This window comes from Aminobacter sp. MDW-2 (assembly GCF_014250155.1).
Lineage (GTDB): Bacteria > Pseudomonadota > Alphaproteobacteria > Rhizobiales > Rhizobiaceae > Aminobacter > Aminobacter ciceronei.
This window is the reverse complement of the sequence record NZ_CP060197.1, coordinates 4,160,046-4,183,963: the sequence shown is the minus strand read 5'-3', so window position 1 is coordinate 4,183,963 and position 23,918 is coordinate 4,160,046. Positions and strand designations below refer to the sequence as shown.

Annotated in this window: 25 protein-coding genes and 2 tRNA genes; 13 read left to right on the top strand and 14 right to left on the bottom strand. The window is 62.9% G+C overall.

Annotation, left to right across the window (positions count from 1 at the left end; all coding sequences use genetic code 11):
* Positions 1–16: 16 nt before the first annotated feature.
* From H5P29_RS20675 to H5P29_RS20655, 5 genes are all read right to left on the bottom strand, one after another.
* Positions 17–898, bottom strand: a complete 882-nt coding sequence (locus H5P29_RS20675) for a M23 family metallopeptidase (protein WP_185910150.1) — start codon at positions 896–898, stop codon at positions 17–19.
* 139 nt (positions 899–1,037) lie between these two features.
* The gene (locus H5P29_RS20670; protein WP_154385544.1) at positions 1,038–1,247 is read right to left on the bottom strand and encodes an alpha/beta fold hydrolase; all 210 of its coding nucleotides are present in this window, start codon (positions 1,245–1,247) and stop codon (positions 1,038–1,040) included.
* Positions 1,248–1,443: 196 nt separating this feature from the next.
* A complete protein-coding gene (locus tag H5P29_RS20665) occupies positions 1,444–1,929 on the bottom strand; it encodes an alpha/beta fold hydrolase (RefSeq protein ID WP_185910149.1) in 486 nt (161 codons plus the stop codon).
* A gap of 335 nt (positions 1,930–2,264) precedes the next feature.
* Positions 2,265–2,636: a DUF3592 domain-containing protein gene (locus tag H5P29_RS20660; RefSeq protein WP_154385542.1), complete on the bottom strand. Its 372-nt coding sequence runs from the start codon at positions 2,634–2,636 to the stop codon at positions 2,265–2,267.
* Between the two features lie 151 nt (positions 2,637–2,787).
* Positions 2,788–2,863 (bottom strand) — tRNA-Val (locus H5P29_RS20655).
* Positions 2,864–3,076: 213 nt separating this feature from the next.
* Here H5P29_RS20655 and H5P29_RS20650 point away from each other — a divergent pair.
* Positions 3,077–3,153, top strand: a tRNA-Asp gene (locus tag H5P29_RS20650).
* Between the two features lie 335 nt (positions 3,154–3,488).
* Here the strand turns inward: H5P29_RS20650 and H5P29_RS20645 are convergent.
* Both H5P29_RS20645 and bcp read right to left on the bottom strand, forming a co-directional pair.
* Positions 3,489–4,784, bottom strand: coding sequence for a M23 family metallopeptidase (locus H5P29_RS20645; protein WP_185910148.1), 1,296 nt, complete (start codon positions 4,782–4,784; stop codon positions 3,489–3,491).
* A gap of 396 nt (positions 4,785–5,180) precedes the next feature.
* Entirely contained in the window at positions 5,181–5,648 is a 468-nt protein-coding gene (gene bcp, locus H5P29_RS20640; protein ID WP_154385541.1) for a thioredoxin-dependent thiol peroxidase, read from the bottom strand.
* Positions 5,649–5,751: 103 nt separating this feature from the next.
* Here bcp and H5P29_RS20635 point away from each other — a divergent pair, with 103 nt between their 5' ends.
* Positions 5,752–9,156 carry a DUF3971 domain-containing protein gene (locus H5P29_RS20635; RefSeq protein ID WP_185910147.1) on the top strand — a complete coding sequence of 1,135 codons (3,405 nt, stop codon included), beginning with the start codon at positions 5,752–5,754 and terminating at the stop codon, positions 9,154–9,156.
* Between the two features lie 106 nt (positions 9,157–9,262).
* On the opposite strand, the gene tyrS is transcribed toward H5P29_RS20635, so the two are convergent.
* Entirely contained in the window at positions 9,263–10,516 is a 1,254-nt protein-coding gene (gene tyrS / locus H5P29_RS20630; RefSeq protein ID WP_154385539.1) for a tyrosine--tRNA ligase, read from the bottom strand.
* Positions 10,517–10,675: 159 nt separating this feature from the next.
* On the opposite strand from tyrS, the gene H5P29_RS20625 reads away from it, so the two are divergent.
* Together H5P29_RS20625 and H5P29_RS20620 are read left to right on the top strand one after the other, a co-directional pair.
* On the top strand, positions 10,676–11,206 hold the full coding sequence (locus H5P29_RS20625) for a GNAT family N-acetyltransferase (RefSeq protein WP_154385538.1): 531 nt from the start codon (positions 10,676–10,678) through the stop codon (positions 11,204–11,206).
* 113 nt (positions 11,207–11,319) lie between these two features.
* Positions 11,320–12,678 (top strand): esterase-like activity of phytase family protein, encoded by a 1,359-nt coding sequence (locus tag H5P29_RS20620; RefSeq protein WP_154385537.1) that lies wholly within the window; start codon positions 11,320–11,322, stop codon positions 12,676–12,678.
* 37 nt (positions 12,679–12,715) lie between these two features.
* Here the strand turns inward: H5P29_RS20620 and H5P29_RS20615 are convergent, their stop codons facing one another.
* Genes H5P29_RS20615 through H5P29_RS20600 form a run of 4 tightly spaced genes read right to left on the bottom strand, consistent with a single transcriptional unit; the run spans position 12,716 to position 14,977 of the window.
* Positions 12,716–13,174: a GNAT family N-acetyltransferase gene (locus tag H5P29_RS20615; protein WP_067962701.1), complete on the bottom strand. Its 459-nt coding sequence runs from the start codon at positions 13,172–13,174 to the stop codon at positions 12,716–12,718.
* A 3-nt stretch (positions 13,175–13,177) separates the two neighbouring features.
* Positions 13,178–13,615 (bottom strand): acetyltransferase, encoded by a 438-nt coding sequence (locus H5P29_RS20610; RefSeq protein WP_067966674.1) that lies wholly within the window; start codon positions 13,613–13,615, stop codon positions 13,178–13,180.
* Positions 13,616–13,637: 22 nt separating this feature from the next.
* Positions 13,638–14,288, bottom strand: coding sequence for an FMN-binding negative transcriptional regulator (locus H5P29_RS20605; RefSeq protein WP_067962699.1), 651 nt, complete (start codon positions 14,286–14,288; stop codon positions 13,638–13,640).
* A gap of 14 nt (positions 14,289–14,302) precedes the next feature.
* Positions 14,303–14,977 carry an alpha/beta hydrolase gene (locus tag H5P29_RS20600; RefSeq protein ID WP_067962698.1) on the bottom strand — a complete coding sequence of 225 codons (675 nt, stop codon included), beginning with the start codon at positions 14,975–14,977 and terminating at the stop codon, positions 14,303–14,305.
* A 215-nt stretch (positions 14,978–15,192) separates the two neighbouring features.
* On the opposite strand from H5P29_RS20600, the gene H5P29_RS20595 reads away from it, so the two are divergent.
* The 7 genes from H5P29_RS20595 to H5P29_RS20565 all read left to right on the top strand — a co-directional run bounded on the left by H5P29_RS20595 (position 15,193) and on the right by H5P29_RS20565 (position 22,036).
* Positions 15,193–16,356, top strand: coding sequence for a cysteine desulfurase family protein (locus H5P29_RS20595; protein WP_154385536.1), 1,164 nt, complete (start codon positions 15,193–15,195; stop codon positions 16,354–16,356).
* 170 nt (positions 16,357–16,526) lie between these two features.
* Positions 16,527–18,056, top strand: a complete 1,530-nt coding sequence (sufB, locus tag H5P29_RS20590) for a Fe-S cluster assembly protein SufB (protein ID WP_154385535.1) — start codon at positions 16,527–16,529, stop codon at positions 18,054–18,056.
* Positions 18,056–18,217 carry a hypothetical protein gene (locus H5P29_RS20585; RefSeq protein WP_154385534.1) on the top strand — a complete coding sequence of 54 codons (162 nt, stop codon included), beginning with the start codon at positions 18,056–18,058 and terminating at the stop codon, positions 18,215–18,217. Before sufB ends, H5P29_RS20585 begins: the two co-directional genes overlap by 1 nt.
* Positions 18,218–18,291: 74 nt before the next feature.
* Positions 18,292–19,047 carry a Fe-S cluster assembly ATPase SufC gene (gene sufC, locus H5P29_RS20580; RefSeq protein ID WP_154385533.1) on the top strand — a complete coding sequence of 252 codons (756 nt, stop codon included), beginning with the start codon at positions 18,292–18,294 and terminating at the stop codon, positions 19,045–19,047.
* 10 nt (positions 19,048–19,057) lie between these two features.
* Entirely contained in the window at positions 19,058–20,323 is a 1,266-nt protein-coding gene (sufD, locus tag H5P29_RS20575; protein ID WP_154385532.1) for a Fe-S cluster assembly protein SufD, read from the top strand.
* Positions 20,324–20,390: 67 nt separating this feature from the next.
* Positions 20,391–21,632, top strand: coding sequence for a cysteine desulfurase (locus H5P29_RS20570; protein ID WP_154385531.1), 1,242 nt, complete (start codon positions 20,391–20,393; stop codon positions 21,630–21,632).
* A 5-nt stretch (positions 21,633–21,637) separates the two neighbouring features.
* Positions 21,638–22,036, top strand: coding sequence for an SUF system Fe-S cluster assembly protein (locus H5P29_RS20565; protein WP_154385609.1), 399 nt, complete (start codon positions 21,638–21,640; stop codon positions 22,034–22,036).
* Between the two features lie 2 nt (positions 22,037–22,038).
* Here the strand turns inward: H5P29_RS20565 and H5P29_RS32965 are convergent, their stop codons facing one another.
* Positions 22,039–22,575 carry an STM3941 family protein gene (locus tag H5P29_RS32965; protein WP_371818576.1) on the bottom strand — a complete coding sequence of 179 codons (537 nt, stop codon included), beginning with the start codon at positions 22,573–22,575 and terminating at the stop codon, positions 22,039–22,041.
* A gap of 148 nt (positions 22,576–22,723) precedes the next feature.
* On the opposite strand from H5P29_RS32965, the gene sufA reads away from it, so the two are divergent.
* Both sufA and H5P29_RS20555 read left to right on the top strand, forming a co-directional pair.
* The gene (gene sufA, locus H5P29_RS20560) at positions 22,724–23,104 is read left to right on the top strand and encodes a Fe-S cluster assembly scaffold SufA (protein WP_154385530.1); all 381 of its coding nucleotides are present in this window, start codon (positions 22,724–22,726) and stop codon (positions 23,102–23,104) included.
* Between the two features lie 56 nt (positions 23,105–23,160).
* Positions 23,161–23,475: a TfoX/Sxy family protein gene (locus tag H5P29_RS20555; protein ID WP_154385529.1), complete on the top strand. Its 315-nt coding sequence runs from the start codon at positions 23,161–23,163 to the stop codon at positions 23,473–23,475.
* Positions 23,476–23,477: 2 nt separating this feature from the next.
* Here the strand turns inward: H5P29_RS20555 and H5P29_RS20550 are convergent, their stop codons facing one another.
* Positions 23,478–23,777 carry a hypothetical protein gene (locus H5P29_RS20550; RefSeq protein WP_154385528.1) on the bottom strand — a complete coding sequence of 100 codons (300 nt, stop codon included), beginning with the start codon at positions 23,775–23,777 and terminating at the stop codon, positions 23,478–23,480.
* Positions 23,778–23,918: the final 141 nt, after the last annotated feature.

Sequence of the window (23,918 nt, the reverse complement as noted above, 5' to 3'; positions counted from 1 at the left end):
CTCTGCTGGTTGCCTTCTACCTGATGATGAGCGTGTTGCGCACCGGGATGGTGTCATCGAACGACATCTGGACGCCGGTGCCGGAGCCCGCATCGACGGCGTGGACGTGCAGATGCGGTTCGGTGCTGTTGCCGGAATTTCCGACCTGGCCGATCGGAGCGCCGGCAACGACCCTGTCGCCGGCCGCGACCGCAACGCTGCCCTTGCGCAGATGGGCAAGCTCGACATTGAGATCGCCGCAGGACACCACGACATGGTTGCCGGCGGCATTGTCGCGGTCGGCCGCCGGTGGTGCAAGGTCGGGTAGCCTGTCCACCGCGGCAAGGATCGTGCCTTCGCACGGGCTGACCACCGTCTTGCCGAAGACGACATAACGCGCGGGATCGTCCGGCAGCAGCCCCGACGCCCGGAACCCCAGTGCGTTGACGGCGGTGATGTCGAGGGCATGCCGTTGTGCGGCGTGATCGCTGTGATGGTTGAGCACGCCGATCGTGCCGCCGTGCGCGACCACGAAGTGCCCGCCCTCGAGCGGAAAAGTGAAGTCGCGCGGATCGTGCTGGTCGAAAACACCGATCATGACATAGGCGAGTGCGGTGCCGAAAACCACCACTGAGGCCAATGCCGGGATATGCCTGCTGGAGATCGGGGAGCCGTCCGCGGGCAGCCAGGGCTTGCGCAGGTGTCGCCAGGCCGAGACCGCAGCCACTGTCGCGAACAGGCCGACCAGCGCGATGCGGCTCCACATCCCGGCAATGTCCCATCGCGCCACGATGACGACCAAGGTCACCAGCACAGCACTTTCAACCAGCACCAGCAGCCAGCCCAGTCGGCTGGGCTCGTCGAGCCGCCACAATCGCCAGCAAAAGGCGAGCGGCACGGCGAGGGAGACGAAGGACATCACGGCGACGACAGCAAACATCGCCTAGAGATAGGAAGCGGGGGCAGCGTTGCGAGGGTGAATTGTGGGCGCGCGATCACGGCTATATGCGCGCTGGTTCCTGGGTCGCAGCAGTCATCAGGGCTCTGATGTCGCCTTGCTACAGGGCAACTGGTGCTGAAGTTCTAGCAAAGAACGCAACCAGCAGATCGCTGACCTCGCGAGGCTTGTCCACTGTCAGCGTATGTCCGGCCTGTGCCAGCAGCGAAACTTTGCAGGCTGGAGCATTGGCGCGGATACGCGCCGCTGCTTTGTTGACGTCGTAGAGCGCATCATCTTGCCCCAGCAGGAACAGGGTTCGCGCCGGCAAACGTTGCAGATCCTCTGCTGACAGCCTTGGCGGCGGCGGTGGGCTCTGCCGCTGCGACTGCCAGCGCGTGACGCGAAATCCTGCATGACCAGCCCAGTCGGTTGCGGCGCGTGCGGCGATGAGATCAGGCGATAAAAGCTGCGAATCCTGGAGTCTGTTGGAGCAATGGTCGCCACAACCGCCCTCAGCATGAAGCTCAAACGCAGCGGCTCGATATGGGGCGGCGCGAGCAATGCCAGTCCTGACACGCGTTCGGGGTGTGTTTGAGCGCAAAATCGGCGGCCAACCATGAGCCGAAAGACGCACCCGCCAGCGCCGTTTGTCCAAGACCGATGCCGTCGAGCACTTGCGCCAGCCAGCGGACATGGCCGCCCGATGCATAGGCTGGTCGCGCGCCTGTGCTCCTGCCGACGTCGCCGATGATGTCGAGAGCATAGACGCGGAACGTCGCAGCGAGCGCAGTGATGTTGTGAAACCACATCGTCGCGTTGCCACCCCCGCCATGCAGCAGCACCAGCGGAGACGCCGTCGGATTGCCGGAAGCGATGAGATGGGCCTTGCCGAATTCGGTATCGATGAAACGGCTTTCATAAGATACCGGCCATCGCGCCAGCAGTGCATCATAGTCGTCAAGAACCCTGTCCCTGGCCGCGTCGGATTTGAAGGGCGACTGAACTGGCATCAGAAATTCTCCCAAAGCTTGCGGCGGCAGCCAAAGCTGCTTCATGCTGTCGAGTTGTTCGAGGGTGCAAAACAGCGTCAATTTGCTCATATGGCGCCATCAACATTGCGAGTTCATTGCGGTTCTTGCCTTGCCAACTGCCGATGCACACACCGTGGATTGTGAAATGCACCGTTCCGCGGACGAGGCGAATGCGCCCGGCCAAAATCAAGGATCTGCAGGGGCTATTGCGAAAGGCTGATCAATCAGACAGGCAGTCGCTTGGCAGACAAAGCCGCATTTCGAAGAGACGCGGCCTGCCTTTCCAATGTCGCGTCAACGGCTTTCGCTTCCGGCTATGACGTTGCCTTGCGCAAGGCCTTGCGTGCGTCCTCGACCAGCCAGGCCGGGGCGCTGACGCCGGGCTTTGCGGGCAGGTAGACAAGCTGGATCGGCCCACCTTCCTCAAGCTCTGCCCATTTGCTGCTGGCCACCGTGGCCGCCCGGCGATGCTCGACCCCGTCGGCTCCGACATAGGAAAAGGCGATCCGCCGCCCCATTGATCCGGCCTTGCCCGTCCCGGTGCGGAATTTCCTGACCACAATGCCTGTCACCGGCAGGCCATGACGCGCCAGCTCGCCAAACTGCATGCCGCGCCACACCAGCGCGCCGACAATGGCAAGCGTGATGATGATGACCGGCAGGAAGGCATAGAGTAGAAAGCCCATGGCGGCAGTCTAGCGCCGAGTTTGGGGGAGGCAACGTGGAGATGCCGATGTCGCCTGGGCGATGCCATGCCGGCAGTTGCCGCCTAGTCAGGTCCGGCACTTCGCACATTCAGCCGCGAGGCCAGAAATCATCGCAATATCAGAAGGAGAATGGTGGGCGATGACGGGCTCGAACCGCCGACATCTTCGGTGTAAACGAAGCGCTCTACCAACTGAGCTAATCGCCCCAACCGGGCGGACCAATAAGCGGTTCGCCTGTGATCCGCAAGTTCAAATGCATGCCGTTGCGGCAGGTCGAGGCGTCGGAAAGCCCGGCTTTGTGGACATCGAAAAATAGACGACAAAGTTTGTCGATTATCTCTTCGATGTCGCTTGACACTCCCCATCGAACCCCGTAATTCACCGCCAACGACGCGGCGCCCAGCGCCAACGTCCAGAGCGCGGGTGTAGCTCAGTCGGTTAGAGTGCCGGCCTGTCACGCCGGAGGTCGCGGGTTCGAGCCCCGTCACTCGCGCCAGTTTTTCAAAGGCTTAGCCTTTGCCGACTGATCCTCTAGATCAAGGTTTCAATGCCTTCCCTGAAGGTGCCGGGAACCGAGGATCCATCCCAATCTCCACACATATCCGCGCAGCCGCATGTCGTCGATATGCAGCTGCGAATCGCGTCGATGGAACGGTCCATCGCCGGCGATTCGTGCCGGCAGGAGAATCACCCTGTGGGCTGTTTTTTCGCTCGCGCCTTTTTGGGGAATGATTCTCTGCTTCGGGCAGATTCGCCGAGCACACCGCACGGGATGCACGAAGCGCGACAGGGGGATGCCTGAGCCTGTGGATGACCGGCGGCTGCCTCGGCTCAGAGATACTGGCCGAGCTTCTTGCCGATCTTGATGAAGCGCAGCGGGTCGACCGCCTCGCCGTCGCGCCGCACTTCGTAGTGCAGATGCGGGCCTGTCGAGCGGCCGCTGCTGCCGACCTCACCGATTTCGTCGCCAACCGCGATCTTTTGGTCGGGGGCGACGAGGATCTTGCTGAGATGGGCGTAGCGTGTGGTGAAGCCGCCGCCATGGTCGATCTCGACCATGCGGCCGTAGCCGCCGTTCCAGCCCGCCTTGGTGACGATACCTGCGGCCGTGGCGCGCGCGGGCGAGCCGTAGGGGGCGCGGAAGTCCATGCCGGAATGGAGGGCGGGCGTGCCGATCAGCGGGTCGGTGCGGACCCCGAAGGTGCTCGAGATCGAGCGGCCGGCGGCCGGATTGGCGAGCGGCAGCTTGCGTGCTTCCGTCTTGAGGCGGTCCAGCATGTCGAGCGCTGCGTCGAGCTCCTTGACCTTGCTTTCGAAGGCGATTGGGCTGTCGAAGGCCATCGGATTGTCGAGTGGCACCAGCGGGCCACCCACGCCCGTTTTGCCGAGTTCCCCCGATTTTTCCGTGGAGACGGGCAGGCCGGCATTCTCCAGTGCGTCGGTGATCGCACCTGCGGTCTGGTAGGCGTTATCGGCAAGTGCGCCGATGCGCTTTGCCTGATCGTCCTCGATGCTGCGCAGCGACTTGTTGATGGCGACGAACAATTTGTCGGCCCGGTCGGCCCGGCTTTCGCCATCGGGCTCGGCGGTCCGTGTCGACCAGAACGAGAACGGGCGCACCGCAGCAGTGTCGGCCGCCGCGTAGGCGAGGGGGTGATCGATCGTGGGCGTGATGTCGGCGCGTTCGTCTGTCTTGCCGGCGGGCGCGGCGTCGGTCACCTCTGAGGCTGCCGCCTTGTCGAGGACCGGCCCAAGCCTGACATCGCGCTGGCTGAGCTGCGATTGTCGTTCGAGCAGCTCGCTGACCTTGGTTTCCATCAATTGCTGGTCGAGCAACTGGCGGCTGGTGATGCGGTCGACCTGGGCGCGCAGGGCCGAGATACGGTCTTCGTAAGCGTGCTGCATGCGCGCCTGGCGGGCGGTCGCGGCACCGATCAGGTCGTCGCGCAGCACGAGATAGGACGTGGCCGTGAGGTAGCCGATGGCGATCGCGGCGAGTGCCGAACCGGCTGCTGCGGCCACCCATGGGCGTATTGTGAAGTGCCGGATCTCGTTGCCGCGTGCAATGATGACGGTATGGGGCTCTTTGCGCCTGCCGAAAACGGCGGCCTGATTTGCTGCTTTCACCGGACCGAACTCTCATCACGAACAGCGACGATCCGATTACACATTATTAGGGTTAACAAAGCTTTGCCCGCATCGGCCCGGCGGCCTGCTTTCCGGATGGGCAAAGACAAGAAAAACCCGCCACAACAAGATATGGCGGGTTCCTGTCTGTCCAAGTCATGCGATGATAATCTTGCGCCGGATTTGATAAGGCGAGACTATACGCGACCGGACTTTATTCTGATATTGTCGACTGGCCCCGATCTAACGTAGGAAAAGCCAGAGCAGGATGATGATGGGGATGGGAATGCCAAGCATCCAGAGGATGACGCTGCGGAACATCTTTCTTCTCCCGTTGATGGTCGTCTGGATGAGAACGTCGGGAGCGGGCATCGGTTCCGCAGCGCGCGATTTTCGCTAGAGCGCCTTCACCGCCTCCAGCACTTCGGCGGCATGGCCTGATACCTTCACCTTGCGCCAGATCCTCGCGATCTTGCCGTCGGCACCGATCAGGAAGGTTGAGCGTTCGACGCCCATATACTTTCGGCCATACATGGATTTTTCGGTCCACACGCCATAGGCCTCGAGCGCCTTTCGCTCTTCGTCGGCAACCAGATCGATGCCAATTTGGTGCTTGGCCTTGAATTTGTCGTGTTTCTTGGCGCTGTCGGGCGAAACACCGATGACCACCGCTCCAGCCTTTTCGAACTGAGGCTTGAGTTGGGTGAAGTCGATCGCCTGGGCGGTGCAGCCCGAGGTATCGTCCTTGGGATAGAAATAGAGGACAACAGGTTTGCCGCCGAAGTCGGAAAGCGTCAGAATGCCCCCGCCGTCGCGCGGCAGCGTGAATTGCGGGGCGGTTAGGCCTGTCTCGAGTTCAGACATATCGATACCCTTGTTTGAAGTTACGGGGTGAGCCGGCAAGGATGTCAGGTTAAGAATGCCGGACTTGGATTCGTCCACGACCGAAACGACTACGGGACATAGCGTGGATCAGGAAGTGCCCCGGCACGAGAAAATCCGGTTCAGGCGCGATGAGATTACCGATCTCGGCGCCATGCCGTCGGCTGCGGGCCAGGAACCGCCGCGTCCACGTATCTCCGTGCGGCGGCGTGCCGGCCATTGCGTGCTTGCCGCGGTGGCTGTCCTTGGCTCGCTTGTGCTTCTGGCAATCATCGCCATCGAAGCGCTCGGCTACTCCGGTTTCGGCCAGGACAGGCTGCGTGCAGAGGCTGAACATGCCATCGAGGGCCTTGCCGGCGTCGATGTTGACGTCTCGATGGGGCAGGCGCGGCTGACGCTCGATGGCCTCAGGCTGATCGCGGTCGAGGTTCCCGACGTCAGGCTCACCCGCGCGGATGGCTCGCCCATGGCCGAAGCCGGCCTGATGCGCTTCGGCATCCGGCTCGTGCCGTTGCTCACCGGCAATGTCCGCCTCGGCAATGCCAGCATTTCCGATGCAAGGATCGTCGTCGATGCGATGCCGGCCGCCGGCGGTTCGGACTGGAGTTCCGTGCTGCGCAACGAACAGGGCCTCGTCGATCCGCAGAAGCTGCTGGACGAGACGTTCCGGGGCATTCGCCGCGGCTTTGACGCGGTCCAGTTCGATGCGATGCGCGAAATCGCGCTCGGCAATGTCGATTTCGTCCTGCCTTCCGGCGGTGAGGTCAAGGTCGTGCGCGTCATCGACGCTTCGCTCGCCAAGACCCGCTCTGGCGAGCTGCGTATCGCTGCCAATTTCGACGTCGATGGCCGCGATGTCGAATTGACCGCCGCGGCCCGGCGCGACAGCGCCGCCAATCGGGTCGCAGCCCTCGATGCGACCGTGTCGATGAGCGACCCCTTCGCCGGCAAGGCCGACATTCCGGCAGCCAAGGCAAGCCGCATCGGCTCTGCCGAACTGACGATCACCGGACAGGAGGGCATCGGCGGCGACGGTTCCGAACTGATCGCCAAAGGTTCGATCGGCAAATCCACATTGGATCTGCACGAACGCGGCCAGCTTGTCGGCGACGTCACCGTCGACCTTCGCCTTGCCGGTGGCGAAAACAAGCTCGACATCCGCAAGCTGCTGGTCTCGACCGGCCGCTCGACATTCGATTTCACCGGCGGCTTCGGCCCGCGCCCGGCGACCGGCAATGCTTCCGACAATCCAGCCTATCGCTTCGAGCTGATCAGCCGCGACTCGCGCCTGGCGCCTGATGAATCGCCCGAGCCTGCGCTCAGTTTCCTGGCGCGGATCGCCGGCACCTACGACGTGGTCACCAACACGCTCGCTGCCGAGCAGATCGGCCTGAAATCAGGACCGGGCGGCGAGGCGCTCGGCAAGGCGTCGGTGCAGTTCGTCGACGGCAAGGCGCCCGGCATCTTTGTCGCCTTCACCATCCATGACATGTCGGTCGCGCATGTGAAGCAGCTGTGGCCGTGGTTTTCGGCCCGCAATGCCCGGCTCTGGGTGCTGCACAATCTCTATGGCGGCCGTGTCGTCGACGGCAACGTGCAGTTCGACGTCAGGCCCGACCGTCTCGGCAACGGCGTGCCGCTCAACGCCCAGGAAGTGTTCGGTCGTTTCGAGATCGACGGCTCGCGCTTCGACGTCGCCGGCCGCATTCCGCCCATTCGCGATGCCAGGGGCATCGTCGAATTCCACGGCAACGACGTCGACGTGTCCTTGTCCCAGGGCACCGTCTTCATGCCCAGCGGCCGCACCGTCGCCGCCAGCAACGGCACGCTGAAGGTCGTCAAGGCCAATGTCATGCCGGTCATCGGCTCGCTCGATATCGATGTCGATGGCAGCGCCGATGCAATCGCGGAACTCGCTTCCTATGAGCCGATCAATGCCATGCGCCACGTCGGCATCCTGCCGGAGGAGCTGACGGGCGACGTCACCGGCAACGTCAAGGCCGACATTCCGCTCACCAGCGGCATCGACACCGACAAGCTCGATTGGAAGGTGGCGCTCGATTATGACGGCCTGGCTGTGGCCAAGGAGTTCGACGGCCAGAAGCTGTCCGACGCCGACGGCAACATCACCGTCACACCAGACAAGGCCGTCATCGTTGCCAAGGGCAAGCTCAATGGTGTTCCGGCGGAACTCGACCTTGTCGAGCCGCTGCGCGACAATGGCATCGATAAGCAACGCAATGTCCAGTTCGTGCTCGACGACAAGGCACGCAACGCGCTTGTTCCCGGCCTGTCCGACATGCTCTCGGGAACCATCAAGGTCGATGTCGAACAGCCCGAACCCGGCAAGCGCCACATCGTGGCCGACCTGACCGCGGCCAGGCTCGATCTGCCATGGGTCGGCTGGAGCAAGGGGCCGGGCATATCAGCCGAGGTGTCGTTCACCATGACGTCGGATGGCGACAGGTCGACGCTGTCCGACTTCAACCTCGACGGAAAGACATTCACCATCACGGGCGACGTCGCGCTCGCCAATGGCAGCCTGTCTTCGGCGCGCTTCAACAAGGTGCAGCTCAACCGCGGCGACGACGTCGCGGTCAACATCAAGCGCTCGGGCAAGGGTTTTGCGGTCCAGGTCAAGGGCAACTCGCTCGATGCGCGCGCGCTGATCAAGCAGTTCATGTCCGACGTCGACAGTGCGACGAAATCAGCCGGTTCAAACTCCATTTCGGTCACTGCCAATGTCGACACTCTGGTCGGCTTCAGCGGCGAGAAGCTTTCGGGCGTTACGCTCGAGTATTCGGGCTCCGGCTCAAAGGTCGGCGGGCTCAAGGTCGACGCGACAGCCAGTTCCGGTGGCCAGATCACCGTCAGCAACGTGCTTCAGGGCGGTGGCCGCCGCCTCGACGTGCGATCCGCTGACGCCGGCGCCATCCTGCGCTTCCTTGACGTCTATGCCCGCATGCAGGGCGGATCGCTGGCGCTCGCGCTGGAATCCTCAGGCGACGGGCCACTCAAGGGCCAGGTCGATGTGCGCGAATTCGTCGTCGTCGATGAACCGAGGCTGGCCTCGATCGTCGCCAGCAAGCCGGCCGGCGACAATCGCAGCCTTAACCAGGCGATGCGTAAGGACATCGACGTCTCCAAGGTGAGGTTCGAACGCGGTTTCGCCCAGATCGACAAGCGCTCGAAGTACCTGGCATTGGACAAAGGCGTCCTGCGCGGGCCGCTGATCGGGACGACGTTCCAGGGCACGCTCTACGACCAGCAGGGCCAGATGAACATGACCGGCACCTTCATGCCGGCCTATGGCCTCAACCGCATCTTTGGCGAGCTGCCGCTTGTCGGGGTCATTTTGGGCAACGGACGCGACGGCGGCCTGATTGGCGTTACCTACAAACTCTCGGGCGATGCCAACGCGCCCAAGCTGCACGTCAATCCGCTGTCCGCGATCGCGCCCGGTATCTTCCGGTCGATCTTCGAATACTGAGCACGCAGGCGGCACCTGTCCCCAGACATGAAAATGGCCGGCATTGCCGGCCATCTCGGTTCCTGCGGGGGGCGTTACGCCGGGCGTTGATTACGCCAGGCGTTGATTACGCCGGGCGCACCAGAATGTGCTTCTTCTTGCCGAGCGACAGCTTGACCACGCCTTCCGGCGTCAGGTCGGCGGTCGTCACCGCGCGACGCTCGTCGCTGACCGACTGGTCGTTGATGCGCACAGCACCGCCCTGGACGTGACGGCGTGCTTCGCCGTTCGAAGCGGCCAACCCGGCGCGAACGACAAGCGACAGCAGCCCGATGCCGGCCTTCAGCTCGTCGCCTGGCACCTCGACCGTCGGCAGCGTATCGGCGAGCGCGCCTTCCTCGAAGGTCTTCCGCGCCGTCTCGGCCGACTGTTCGGCTGCCGCGCGGCCGTGCAGCATCGCGGTCACCTCGGTCGCCAGCACCTTCTTGGCGTCGTTGATCTCCGAGCCGCCAAGGGCTGCCAGGCGCGCGATCTCGTCGAGCGGCATCGCCGTGTATAGCTTCAGGAAGCGCTCGACATCGGCGTCCTCGGTGTTGCGCCAGTACTGCCAGAAATCATAAGGCGACAGCATGTCGGCATTGAGCCAGACGGCTCCGTTCATCGACTTGCCCATCTTGGCGCCGGACGAGGTCGTCAAGAGCGGCGAGGTCAGCGCGTAGAGCTGCGGCGTACCGAGGCGGTGGCCCAGGTCGATGCCGTTGACGATGTTGCCCCACTGGTCGGAGCCGCCCATCTGCAGGCGCAGGCCGTAGCGCTTGTTGAGCTCGACGAAGTCGTAAGCCTGCAGGATCATGTAGTTGAATTCGAGGAACGACAGCGACTGCTCGCGGTCGAGGCGCTGCTTGACGGAATCGAAGCTCAGCATGCGGTTGACCGAGAAATGCTGGCCGACATCGCGCAGGAATTCGAGATAGTTGAGCGGCAGCAGCCACTCGGCGTTGTTGACCATCATCGCATCGCGCGGACCGTCGCCGAAGGTCAGGTAGTTCGAAAACACCTGCTTGATGCCGTCGATGTTGGACTGGATCAATTCGGGCGTCATCAGCTTGCGCGCCTCGTCCTTGAAGGACGGGTCGCCGACCATGCCGGTGCCGCCGCCCATCAGCGGCACGGGGCGATGGCCGGTCTTCTGCATCCAGTACAGCATCATGATCTGGATCAGGCCGCCGGCATGCAGGCTCGACGCCGTCGGATCGAAGCCGATATAGGCCGACACGGTTTCCTTGCGGAACAGATCGTCGAGGCCGGCGTCATCCGAGGTCTGGTGGATGAAGCCGCGCTCGGAAAGGGTGCGCAGGAAATCGGACTTGAAGGCGGACATGGTTTCTCTCTCGGCGGACGATTGGTACGGCAGATCCGGCTTTGGATCGGCGACGCCAGCGCTTTAGCATCTGAAGTGCCAGAATCACAAGGATTGCCAACCGTCAGCGGCGTCCCTTGTGGTGCCGGAAACGACTGCGGTGCATGGATGGACGCCAACATGACGGATGAAACGGTTCTCGAGACACCACGGCTGTTGCTCCGGACGTGGCGCGACACCGACCTGGACGATCTCGTCTGGCTGCATTCGCAGGTGCAGGCGTCGCGCTATCTGTCGATCACCGGCCAGCCCTGGACACGCGACGAGGCTGCCGGCCGCATGAGGGGCTGGGCCGAGGAATACCGGCTGCACGGCATCACCAAACTCAAGCTGCAGCGGCGCGAGGACGCGCGCTTCGTCGGTCGCGCCGGTTTCTCCATGTTCGCCGCTACCGGCCAGTTCGAACTCGGTTATGCCATTGCCCCGCAATTCTGGGGCAATGGCTACGCCACCGAGATAGCCGCAGCCCTGGCCAACTTCTTCTTCGACCGCAGGATAGGCGATCACTTCATCGCCTTTGCCCATGTCGACAACGCGACGTCGCTGAACGTGCTGGAAAAGATCGGCATGCGCTTCCAGCACACCGGACCGATGAACGGGCTTGAGGCCCACGTCTACACCATGAGCAGCACCGACCCGCGGAAGCGCTAGGCGGTCCTGCCGCCAGCGTCAGGGGACTTCATCAAAGTTTCACCGAGGCGTCACCTGCCCGACATGGCCCGGACCTAGCTGGAGGGCGTTCCTTCAACCAATCGGGGTCCAACATGCGACGCTCTCTCTATCTGGCTGCGGCTGTTCTCGCGCTTACCACCGCCTCCGCCTTCGCGGAGGAGACGGAATTCAAGGCAACGCTTGCCGGTCACGCCATCCTGCCGGCGAACACGATCATTGCTTCACCCGAAAACGCGCCGGAGCACCTGCGCAGCTCGGGCAAGTTCACCACGCCCGACCGCAAGCGCGCCGAAGGCCTCGGCACTGTGCCGGGCAAGGACGGCGTGCGCCCGACCGGCTTGTCGCTGCCTTTCGACGGCCAGCCCGTCCAGGGCTTCTCCGGCATCAAGGCCGTCGGCGACGGCACGTTCTGGTCGCTGTCGGACAACGGCTTCGGCAACAAGCTGAACTCCACCGACGCTGCTCTGATGCTGCACCACGTCTCATTCGATTGGGACAAGGGCACGATGAACCGCATCAAGACCCTGTTCCTGACCGATCCCGACCGCAAGGCGCCGTTCCCGATCGTGCTCGAAGGCTCCGACACCCGCTTCCTCACCGGTGGTGATTTCGACGTCGAATCGATCCAGCCGGTCGCTGATGGCTTCTGGGTCGGCGAGGAGTTCGGCCCGTATCTGCTGAAGTTCGATCTCGACGGCAAGCTGACCGACGTCATCGACACCGTTGCCGAAGGCGAGCCCGTCCGTTCGCCCGACCATCCGACGCTGACCCTGCCGGGCAATCCGGTCGCCAAGAATCCGGTCTTCAACCTCAAGCGTTCGGGTGGTTATGAAGGCCTTGCCATGTCCAAGGACGGCTCCAGGCTTTTCGGCATGCTCGAAGGGCCGCGCTACATGGCCGACGGCGAAGTCGAGAAGGTCGACGGCAAGACGGCGCTGCGCGTCATCGAGTTCGATGCCGCCAAGAAGGAATGGACCGGCCGTAGCTGGCTCTATCCGCTGGCCGACGGCGGCGAGGCGATCGGCGATTTCAACATGATCAGCGCCACCGACGCACTCGTCATCGAGCGCGACAACGGCGCCGGCACCGCCGACAAGGCCTGCGCAGACGCCAACGCCCCTAAGCCCGACTGCTTCGCTCGCGCGGCCAAGGTCAAGCGCATCTACAAGATCGAGATGACTGACGACAATGTCGGCAAGGCCGTGCGCAAGGTCGGCTACATCGACCTCATGAAGATTGCCGACCCCGACAACAAGAAGCGCCAGGGCGGCGGCGAGGGCTTTTATGATATGCCCTTCGTCACCATCGAGAATGTCGATCTCGTCGACGAGAGCCACATCGTCGTCGGCAACGACAACAACCTGCCGTTCTCGGCCGGCCGCTCGCTCGACAAGGCTGACGACAACGAATTCGTCCTGCTTGAAGTTGGCGACTTCCTGAAGGCCAAGTAAGGCAACATCCGGGCCGCCTTGGCGGCCCGGATTCATTCTATGAGATTCCGACCCCAAGTGGCTTTCGGTACAACAGGAATCCGTCGTCCGGCTTCTCGGCCTGACGGACAAAGCCGCAGCTTTCGACGCAGGCGATGGAGGCGAGATTGTCGTTTTCGATTTGGCCGTCGATATGGGTGTAACGGCCGCTGACATGCGCGACCAAGGCCGCCAGCACACGTTTGCCAAGCCCTCGGCCGCGTTGGCTGGGGTCGAGCACGATCAGCAGGCTGATGCCGCCGTCGTCCTGCTCGTCATATTGCAACACGGCAAGCGGAGTGTCGCTCGCACCATGCGTGGCCACGACAAGATGGGCCGGACTTGCCGGATCCGTGACATAGGCGAACCAGTCCGTGCCGGGGAAGTCGACGCGCCGTGCCACCTCGGCATCATCGAACCACGCCACATAAGCTGCTAGCTCGTAGCTGCGAAACGGCCGGAAGCTGATCCCGTTCATGCCTCAGGACGCCTGCGCCAGGTGCAGCAGAGGAAATGGCTTTCCCTGGCCGTCGCGTTCGGAGCGCCCGACCTGCCTGAAGCCGCATTTCAGATAGAAGGCGACGCCACCCGGGTTCTGCTCGTTCACGTCGACCGCAAGCGGCCCCTTCAGCCGGCCGACATGCTCGATCAGCGCCTTGCCGATGCCTTTGCCATGCTGGCTGGTGCTGACGAACAGCATTTCGACCTTTGGGCCGTCCAGGCCGATGAAGCCGACGGGCTTGCCATCGCTGTCCTCCGCCACCAGCACCTCGACGGCGGGCAGATAGTCGTCGCGGACGAGCGGACGGAAGAACTGAATGTCGTCTTCGCCGAGGAAGTGATGTGTGGCACGCACGGCATCCTCCCAGATGGCGACGAGCACGGCATTGTCGGCCGCGACGCGGGGACGGATGTTCATGAGAGGCTCCAGGTCGAAAGGGCTATTCGCCCGCGAGCCCGCCATACTGGCGGACCAGTTGCGCCATGCCGCCGGCCGGCTTCTGCTCGGCCTCTATGCCTTCAGCGACGCCGATGCGGTCGCCGACGGGCCGGTTCTGGCTGACCTTCCATTTGCCGTCGATGGCGGTGATGTCGATTTCGAGCCCGATGATGCCCTTCAGTTGGGCTGCGATGTAGGCATCAGGCGCGTCGGAGACCTGCCAGGGCTCGGTCCGCCCGGCTTCCTGGCTGGCGGTGAGCGCGGCGATCTGCCCGGCAAGCCAGTCCTTGTCGTCGATGACACGCGCCATGCCGCGCACCTGCACGGTCGCATAGTTCCAGGTCGGAACGACCTTGCCGGTTTCGCGCTTGGTTTCGTACCAGGATGGGGTGACGTATGCGTCCTCGCCCTGGAACACCACCAGCACCGGCATGTCAGGCGTTTCAGCCAACAACTGCCATTGCGGGTTGGCGCGGGCGAGATGCGCTCGCAGCCGTCCATTCGGGCCGATGTCGGCGTCGAGCAGAAATGGCAGCGGATTTGCCACCGGGCCTTCCGATCCGTTGCAGATCAGAAGGCCGAGCGGATGGTTGCGGATCAGCGCATGCAAAACGTCCAGCCTGGTCTCGCGAAACAGCGGCGGCTGGTACATGCGCGGAACTCCTCTTAGCGCAGGCGCTTCGGACGCGGGTCCGAAAGCTCGCCGGCGAGACGGCGGTCGAGATACTCGGCGCACTCGTCGATCACCAGTTCCGGGTCGTTGCCGAAGAAGTGGTTGGCGCCGGGGAGCGTCTTCTGGGTGATGGTGATGCCCTTCTGCGTGTGCAGCTTGTCGACAAGGCCCTGCACGTCCTTCGGCGGCGCCACCTTGTCGGCGTCGCCATGGATGATCAGGCCCGACGATGGGCAGGGTGCCAGGAACGAGAAATCATAGGTGTTGGGCTGCGGCGCCACCGAGATGAAACCTTCGATCTCCGGGCGGCGCATCAGAAGCTGCATGCCGATCCAGGCGCCGAAAGAATAACCGGCGACCCAGCAGCTCTTCGAGTCAGGATGCAGCGACTGCACCCAATCGAGTGCGGCAGCCGCATCCGACAGTTCGCCGGTGCCGTGGTCGAATTCGCCCTGGCTGCGGCCGATGCCGCGGAAGTTGAAGCGCAGCGTGGTGAAATCGCGCTTCTGGAACATGTAGAAGAGGTCGTACACGATCTTGTTGTTCATCGTGCCGCCAAACTGCGGGTGCGGATGCAGTATGATGGCAATCGGCGCGTTCTTTTCCTTGGACGGCTGATAACGACCTTCCAGGCGACCCGCCGGACCGGTAAAAATGACCTCTGGCATAAACTACTCCACTTGACGCAAGGCCGATGAAACAATCCTGTGCCCAGCCTTGACGCGAGGGGCGCGTCTTCTTAGAAGCTAGTTTAGAACTGTTCAAAACTGGGTGGCGAAACCCATTTGGCAAAGCGGGTAGATAGGACGGCTGGCCTTGGAATTTCAAGGAAATTGCGCGTCCTCCCATCCGAACATGATTTGACAGGGCAAAAACCAGGAAAATGGCCGGACCGCGAGCCTATCTCGACTACAATGCCAGTGCGCCGCTGCTGCCCGCAGCGCGTGCCGCCGTGGTCGCGGCGCTCGAAGTCGAGGCCAACCCGTCGTCGGTTCACAGCGAGGGCAGGGCCGCCCGCAAGATCATCGAGGATGCCAGGCGCGATGTCGCCGCCCTCGTCGGCGCCAGGCCTGAACATGTCGTCTTTACCTCCGGTGCCACCGAAGCCGCGACAACGCTTTTGTCGCCCGACTGGCGCATGGGGCGCGGCGCGGTGCGCATGTCGCGCCTTCATGTCACCGAGGCCGATCATCCTTGCGTGCTGAATGGCGGCCGTTTCCCGGTGGAGCGGGTTGCCCGTCTTGGCGTCGATGGCAACGGCATCGTCGACCTTGCTGCCCTGGAAGCCGCACTCGCCGCCCACGACAAGTCGGAAGGCCTGCCGCTGGTGGCGATCCACGCCGCCAACAACGAGACCGGCGTCATTCAGCCCATCCGCGCCATTGCTGAACTGGTGAAGGTGGCCGGTGGGGTGCTGGTGCTCGACGCCGTCCAGGCTGCGGGCCGCATTCCTCTCGATATGTCAGAGGGTTATGCCGACTATCTGATTCTTTCCTCGCACAAGATCGGCGGCCCCAAGGGTGCCGGCGCGATCGTCGCCCAAGCCGACCTGATGATGCCGGCACCTCTGGTGACGGGCGGCGGTCAGGAAAAGGGCCATCGCGGCGGCACCGAGAACCTGCCGGCGATATCTGGATTTGGCGCTGCCGCGCGCACCGCTCTGGACGGGCTGGCCGGGATCGGCGAGGTCCGGGCCCTGCGCGATCGCCTCGAAGAGACGGTTCTGCGGCTTGTTTCCGATGCGGAAATCTTCGGAAAGGCAGTCGAACGGCTTGCCAACACGACATTCTTCGCTATTCCGGGCGTCAAGGCTGAGACGGCACAGATCGCCTTCGATCTCGCAGGCGTTGCGCTCTCGGCAGGTTCCGCGTGCTCGTCGGGCAAGGTCGGCCCCAGCCATGTGCTGAAGGCGATGGGCTTTGCCGACAATCTGGGTGCGCTGCGCGTGTCGATTGGCCGGCAGACGTCCGAGGCGGACGTGGAGAAATTCGAAACGGCCCTGGCGGCGCTTCTTTCGCGCCGCACGGACCGTACCAAGGCCGCCTGATCGGCGGAAATTTGGCCCAACGGCCAGTGAACGGGTGTGTCAGGGACGCCAAAGGCATCCTTCCGGGTGAATTCCGGGCAAAAACACACTATATGGAACTTACGCCGCTCCAGCGGTGCCATAGTTTGAAAACTGTCGGGCCTTGACCCCGGCGTGGATGGAGAACGCCTATGCCTGCTGTGCAGGAAACGATCGAGCAGGTCCGCAAGATCGACGTCGACCAATACAAATACGGCTTCGAATCGTTCATCGAGATGGACAAGGCCCCCAAGGGCCTGAGCGAAGACATTGTCCGCTTCATCTCGGCCAAGAAGGGCGAACCGGAATGGATGCTCGAATGGCGCCTCGGTGCCTATCGCCGCTGGCTGACGCTTGAAGAGCCGAACTGGGCGCGCGTCGACTATCCCAAGATCGACTTCCAGGACATCTACTTCTATGCCGCTCCCAAGAGCACGCCCGGACCGACCTCGCTGGACGAAGTCGATCCCGAGATTCTGAAGGTCTACGAAAAGCTCGGCATTCCGCTCCGCGAGCAGGAAATCCTCGCCGGCGTTCAGAAGCAATCGGCCCCGCTCGACGGACTGGCGGATGAAGAGGCTGGCGACAACGTCTACAAATCGGGCCGCGTCGCCGTCGACGCCGTGTTCGATTCGGTTTCCGTCGTCACCACCTTCAAGGACGAGCTGGCCAAGGCCGGCGTCATCTTCTGCTCGATCTCGGAAGCCATCCGCGAGCACCCGGAACTGGTGAAGAAGTATCTCGGTTCGGTCGTTCCGACCTCCGACAACTATTATGCGACGCTGAATTCGGCCGTCTTCACCGACGGATCGTTCGTGTTCGTGCCCAAGGGCGTGCGTTGCCCGATGGAGCTGTCGACCTATTTCCGCATCAACGAGAAGAACACCGGCCAGTTCGAGCGCACGCTGATCATTGCCGAGGAAGGGGCTTATGTCTCCTATCTCGAGGGCTGCACCGCACCCCAGCGCGACGAGAACCAGCTTCACGCCGCCGTGGTCGAACTGGTTGCGCTCGACGATGCCGAGATCAAATATTCGACCGTGCAGAACTGGTACCCGGGCGACGCCCAGGGCAAGGGCGGCATCTACAACTTCGTCACCAAGCGCGGCGACTGCCGTGGCGACCGTTCGAAGATCTCGTGGACCCAGGTCGAAACCGGTTCGGCCATCACCTGGAAGTACCCGTCCTGCATCCTGCGCGGCGATGACTCCCGCGGCGAGTTCTATTCGATCGCGGTGTCGAACGGCTACCAGCAGGTCGACAGCGGCACCAAGATGATTCATCTCGGCAAGAACACGTCGAGCCGCATCATCTCCAAGGGCATTGCCGCCGGTTTCTCGCAGAATACCTATCGCGGCCAGGTTTCGGCCCACCGCAAGGCGACCAACGCGCGCAACTTCACCCAGTGCGACAGCTTGCTGATCGGCAATCAGTGCGGCGCGCATACCGTGCCCTATATCGAGGCGAAGAACTCGTCGGCGCAGTTCGAGCACGAAGCGACCACCTCGAAGATTTCCGACGACCAGAAGTTCTACGTCATGCAGCGCGGCATTCCCGAGGAGGAGGCCATCGCGCTGATCGTCAACGGCTTCGTCAAGGAAGTCATCCAGGAACTGCCGATGGAATTCGCCGTCGAGGCGCAGAAGCTCATCGGCATCAGCCTGGAAGGAAGCGTCGGCTGATGGATCCGGTGTCGACGGTCTTCTACGCAGTTGTTTGCGGCGGGCTCGCCGCAATGGCACCGTCGTTCCAGTCGCGCGCCGCGCGGCTGGTCGTAGGCACCGTCACCGGCATCATCGCTGCAACTCTCTTGCCGTTGCTGCGGCGCGCATTCGGAATCTGACCGGCGCGCCGGCAACGTCTTTGACAGGAATTGCGCCGCCCGCCCGGCGCCTGAAGTGAAGAAAGCTGAACGAAATGCTTGAGATCAAGAACCTGCATGCCCGTATCGCCGACAGCGGCATCGAGATCATCCGCGGCCTGAACCTGACGGTGAAGGCAGGCGAAGTCGCAGCCATAATGGGCCCCAATGGCTCGGGCAAGTCGACACTGTCCTACATCCTCGCCGGCCGCGAGGACTATGAGGTGACCGAGGGCGAGATCCTCTACAACGGCGAGTCGATCCTGGAGATGGACCCGGCCGAGCGCGCCGCCAAGGGCATCTTCCTGGCCTTCCAGTATCCGATGGAGATACCGGGCGTTGCCACGATGGAGTTCCTCAAGGTGGCGATGAACTCGCAGCGCAAGGCGCGTGGCGAAGAGCCGCTGAAGATCCCGGACTTTCTCAAGCGCGTGAAGGAAGCCGCTGCCTCGCTCGACATGGACATCAACATGCTCAAGCGTCCGGTCAATGTCGGCTTCTCCGGCGGTGAGAAGAAGCGCGCCGAGATTCTGCAGATGAAGTTGCTCGAGCCGCAGCTCTGCGTGCTCGACGAGACCGACTCCGGGCTCGACATCGATGCGCTGAAGATCGTCTCCGACGGCGTCAACGCACTGCGTTCGCCCGACCGCGCGGTGGTCGTCATAACCCACTACCAGCGCCTGCTCGACCACATCGTTCCCGATACCGTCCATGTGCTCTACAAGGGCCAGGTCATCAAGTCGGGCGACAAGTCGCTGGCGCTCGAACTCGAAGAGAACGGCTACGCCGGGATCATCGAAGAGGCGGCTTGAGGTGTCGACCATGAACATGCGTGCTGAAATCCAGCGCACCCCCGCGGAGGCGGCGCTTGTCGACGCCTTCGGCGAGCGGCTGTCGCTGCTTCCCGGCGATGGCGCCATTATGGTCAAGCGCGACGACGCCATCGAGCAGGTCAAGGCCGGCCTGCCGACGCGCCGCGTCGAATCCTGGCACTACACCGATCTGCGCCGCCTTCTGGCTACCGTTCCCGCCTTCGACGCCAGCGTCAAGGCCAAGTCGGTCGCCCCGCTGATCGAAGGTTCGACCGTGCTGTCGCTTGCCAATGGCGTGTCGCAGGCGGTGTCGAGCATCGAGGGCGTTACCCTCCAGCGTCTTGCCGACAAGCTCACCGACGGCAGCTATGCCGCGGCGCTCGTCACCTACGGTACCGATGACGCCATCGGCGCCATCAACACCGCCTTTGTCGCTGACGGCTATTTCGTCGACATCGAAGCAGGCGTCCAGCTGGACAAGCCGGTCGAACTGCAGAACCTCCAGGCCGGCGGCCAGAGCCATGTGCGTCTACCGGTGCGTGTCGGTGCCGGCGCCAAGGCGACCATCGTCGAGCGCCAGACGGGCGAGGGCGCTGGCCTCGTCAGCTCCGTCAGCCAGCTTCTGGTCGGCGACGATGCCGAGGTGCTGTGGCTGATCGTCCAGGACCAGCCGGAGACGGCGACCCATCTCGCCCAGTTCAAGGCCGAACTCGGCAAGAACGCCAAGCTGACCCTGTTCGTGATGAATGCCGGCGGCAAGCTCGTCCGCCAGGAGGTCATCGTCAAGGCGTCAGGTGAAGGCGCCGACTTCAAGCTGCGCGGCGTCAACCTGCTCGCCGGCGACAGCCATGTCGACGTCACCATGGTGCTCGACCACGCCGTGCCGCACACCTCCTCGACCGAAGTGGTGCGCAATGTCGTCACCGGCCGCGCCAAGGGCGTGTTCCAGGGCCGTATCAACGTGCACCAGATCGCCCAGAAGACCGACGCCCGCATGGCCTGCAACACGCTGTTGTTGTCCGACGACGGCGAGTTTTCGACCAAGCCGGAGCTGGAGATCTTCGCCGACGACGTCGCCTGCGGTCATGGCGCCACCGTCACCGAGATCGACCACAACCATCTGTTCTATCTGATGGCGCGCGGCATCGACGAGAAGTCGGCCCGGGGCCTGCTGATCCGCGCCTTCCTGGCCGAGGTCATCGAGGAACTCGAGGACGAAAGCGTCGTCGATCCGCTGGAAGAGCTGCTGAGCAACTGGTTTGCGACGCATGGCTGAGGCCTGATCCTTCTCCCCTTGCCAGGGGAGAAGGTCCGGCACAGCTGATGACGGCAAGGGCATGAAGATGGACAACAAAGTCGAAGCCAGCACCTATGACGTAGAGGCGATCCGCCGGGACTTCCCGATCCTGTCGCGCGAAGTCTATGGCAAGCCGCTCGTCTATCTCGACAATGGTGCTTCGGCCCAGAAGCCGCAGGTCGTCATCGACGCCATCACCCACGCCTATTCCAACGAATACGCCAACGTCCATCGCGGCCTGCATTTCCTCTCCAATGCCGCGACCGATGCCTATGAGAAGGCGCGCGAGAGCGTGCGCCGCTTCCTCAACGCGCCTGATGTCAATCAGATCGTCTTCACCTCCAACGCCACCTCGGCGATCAACACCGTTGCCTATGGCTACGGCATGCCCAATATCGGTGAGGGCGACGATGTCGTTCTGTCGATCATGGAGCACCACTCCAACATCGTGCCCTGGCATTTCATCAGGGAACGCCAGGGCGCCAAGCTCGTTTGGGTGCCGGTCGACGACCTCGGCGCCTTCCATGTCGAGGAATTCGAGAAGCGCCTGACCGACCGGACCAAGCTGGTTGCGATCACCCATATGTCGAACGCGCTCGGCACGGTGACGCCGATCAAGGAGATCTGCCGCATCGCGCATGCGCGCGGCATCCCGGTTCTTGTCGACGGCAGCCAGAGTGCCGTCCACATGCCGATCGACGTGCAGGATCTCGACTGCGACTTCTTCGTCATGACTGGCCACAAGCTCTACGGCCCCTCTGGCATTGGCGTGCTCTACGGCAAGCGCGAGCTGCTCGAGCGCATGCGCCCGTTCCATGGCGGCGGCGAAATGATCGTCGAAGTCACTGAAGACATCGTCACCTATAACGAACCGCCGCACCGTTTCGAGGCCGGCACGCCGCCGATCGTCCAGGCGATCGGCCTGGGTGCTGCGCTCGACTACATCGATGGCATCGGCCGCGAGCGCATCGCAGCACACGAGGCGATGCTGCGCGATTACGCCCATGAGCGGCTGCGCTCGATCAACTCGCTGCGCATCTTCGGCGATGCACCCGGCAAGGGCTCCATCGTCTCGTTCGAGCTGCAGGGCATCCACGCCCACGACGTGTCGATGGTCATCGACCGCCAGGGTGTCGCCGTGCGCGCCGGCACCCACTGCGCCCAGCCGCTGTTGAAACGCTTCGGCGTCACCTCCACATGCAGGGCATCCTTTGGCATGTACAACACCAAGGCCGAGATAGACGTCCTGGCCGAGGCGCTTGAAAAAGCACGGAAATTCTTCGGATGAGCACCATGGAAGACGTTATCGCAGCGACCACCGACGAGACCGCTCCCGAAACCGGCGGCAACGGCGTCCTGTCGGCCTCGGCCATTCCGGCGGACGAGCTGGCGCGGCTGACCGACGACATCGTCTCGGCGCTGAAGACGGTCTACGATCCGGAAATTCCGGCCGACATCTACGAGCTCGGCCTCGTCTACAAGATCGACATCGAGGACGACCGCACCGTCAAGATCGACATGACGCTGACCGCCCCGGGCTGCCCGGTGGCAGGCGAGATGCCCGGCTGGGTGCAGAATGCCGTCGGCGCCGTCGAAGGCGTGTCGGGCGTCGAGGTCAACATGACCTTCGACCCGCCATGGACGCCCGACCGCATGTCGGAAGAAGCCCAGGTCGCAGTGGGCTGGTACTGAGGTCAGTCAACTTTGACGCCGCGGGCGCGCGCGAACGATGTCACGGTGGAGTGGAACTCGTCGAATTTGACTGGAAGCTCTACGGTTCCTATGTGGACGCAGTCCATTCCGTAGGCCTGATTGGAACGGCTGGTTATCCTGGTTAGTGAAGACAGTTGCAGGTTTGCATAAGCAGGCGCACTCAGATTCAGCACTATGAATCTTACGTCTCTGACCTGTATGGTCGAAACCGATTCGACAGCTGTCCAGGGAATGAATTGTGGTGAGATGCGCGTGTCTTGTATGCCATCTGGCGACACGATTACGACTGGCCGGTTAAACGATCGAAGAACGGAGATTATGGCGCACAACAGAAAGAAGGGTGCCCCTAGCCAGCCAACAAGCCTTCTGAATGGATCGATCTCCGCATTTCGGGCCATCCAAACGGCCAAAGCTGCCAGCACAAGCGATCCGAGGAATATTAGCGCCAACCGTACCACCGAAGCTCGAAACTCGACCGAGTCATTAGGTGCCTGTCTGATGCGTCCAGCCTCTGACATTGCACCAATACAGCGTGCGGTTGTGCGTTGGTCAAGCTAGCGAATGCAACTGATTCAGGGAGTGTCTTGCGCGAGGCAAGGGACTTCCCCATGTTAACAGGAAGACTCATTCCGCAGGCCTTGAACCCGCGCGAAAGTGGAGAATGAAATGGGACGCTTCGCCGTCATCACAATGACCGACAGGGCCGCTGAGCGGGTGCGCGAGATCATGGCCACCCGTGACAATGCCAAGGGCATCCGCCTCGGCATCAAGAAGGGCGGCTGCGCCGGCATGGAATATACGGTCGACCTGGTGACCGAGCCGAACCCCAAGGACGACCACATCGAGCGCGACGGCGCCCATGTCTATGTCGCTCCTGAAGCCGCGCTCTTCCTGTTCGGCACGCAGATGGACTTCGAGGTCACGACCTTGCGTACCGGCTTCACCTTCAACAATCCGAACCAGAGCTCGGCCTGCGGCTGCGGTGAGTCGGTCGAGCTGAAGCCCGCCGACCTCAAGGCGCTCGCCGAAGCGCGCGCGCAGGCCTGATCCGGGAGGTCTGCCGCCAATCCGAGAGGGCTGCGCCCAATCCGAGAGGTTTGCCAATGAGCGACGAAGCCATCCGCGAGACCTTCTCCGGCCTTGGCGATGTCACCATCCGCAAGATGTTCGGCGGCAAGGGCATCTATCACGACGGCCTGATCGTCGGCGTCGAGGTGCGTGGCGAAATCCTGCTCAAGGCCGATGCGGTGAGCGCGCCCGATTTCGAGGCGGCGGGGGCAACGCGCTGGACCGATGCCGGCGGGCGACCGGTCAACATGCCCTACTGGACAATCCCCGAAAGCGCTGTCGACGATCCTGATGAAATGACCGTGTGGGCGCGCAAGGCGTTCGAGGCGGCACTGCGCAGCAAGAAATAACTTCACATCTCGCCGGGCGGCACGAAGAAGCAGTTCTCGTGCTCTTCGGTCGGATGCAGGCAGATGTGATAGTTGCCGTCGCCCGAGGGGATTTCCGAGCCATAGGGTACGAAATAGCGGTTGTGGTGCGTCACCTTGCGGTGATCGCCGGGCTCCAGCACGATCGACCAGCCGCCGCCATTCTCCTTGACTGACTTCTCGGGAATGGCCTGGCACTCGCCATGTTCGATGTCGCCATGGCAGCAGGCCGGCGGATAGTTCCAGCCTGAAGCCGCCCGATGCGCCGAAGCCGGGGCGGTCATGACAGACAATGCCAGCAACGCAAACGCTACGGCAGCGCAGCAGCGCGCGAATGCCTGCATGCTGAGAAGTCGGCAACGCCCGCCACTGTCGGACATCACGCAAACCCCGATGATGCCGCCGGGCAATCCCGGACGGCAGGC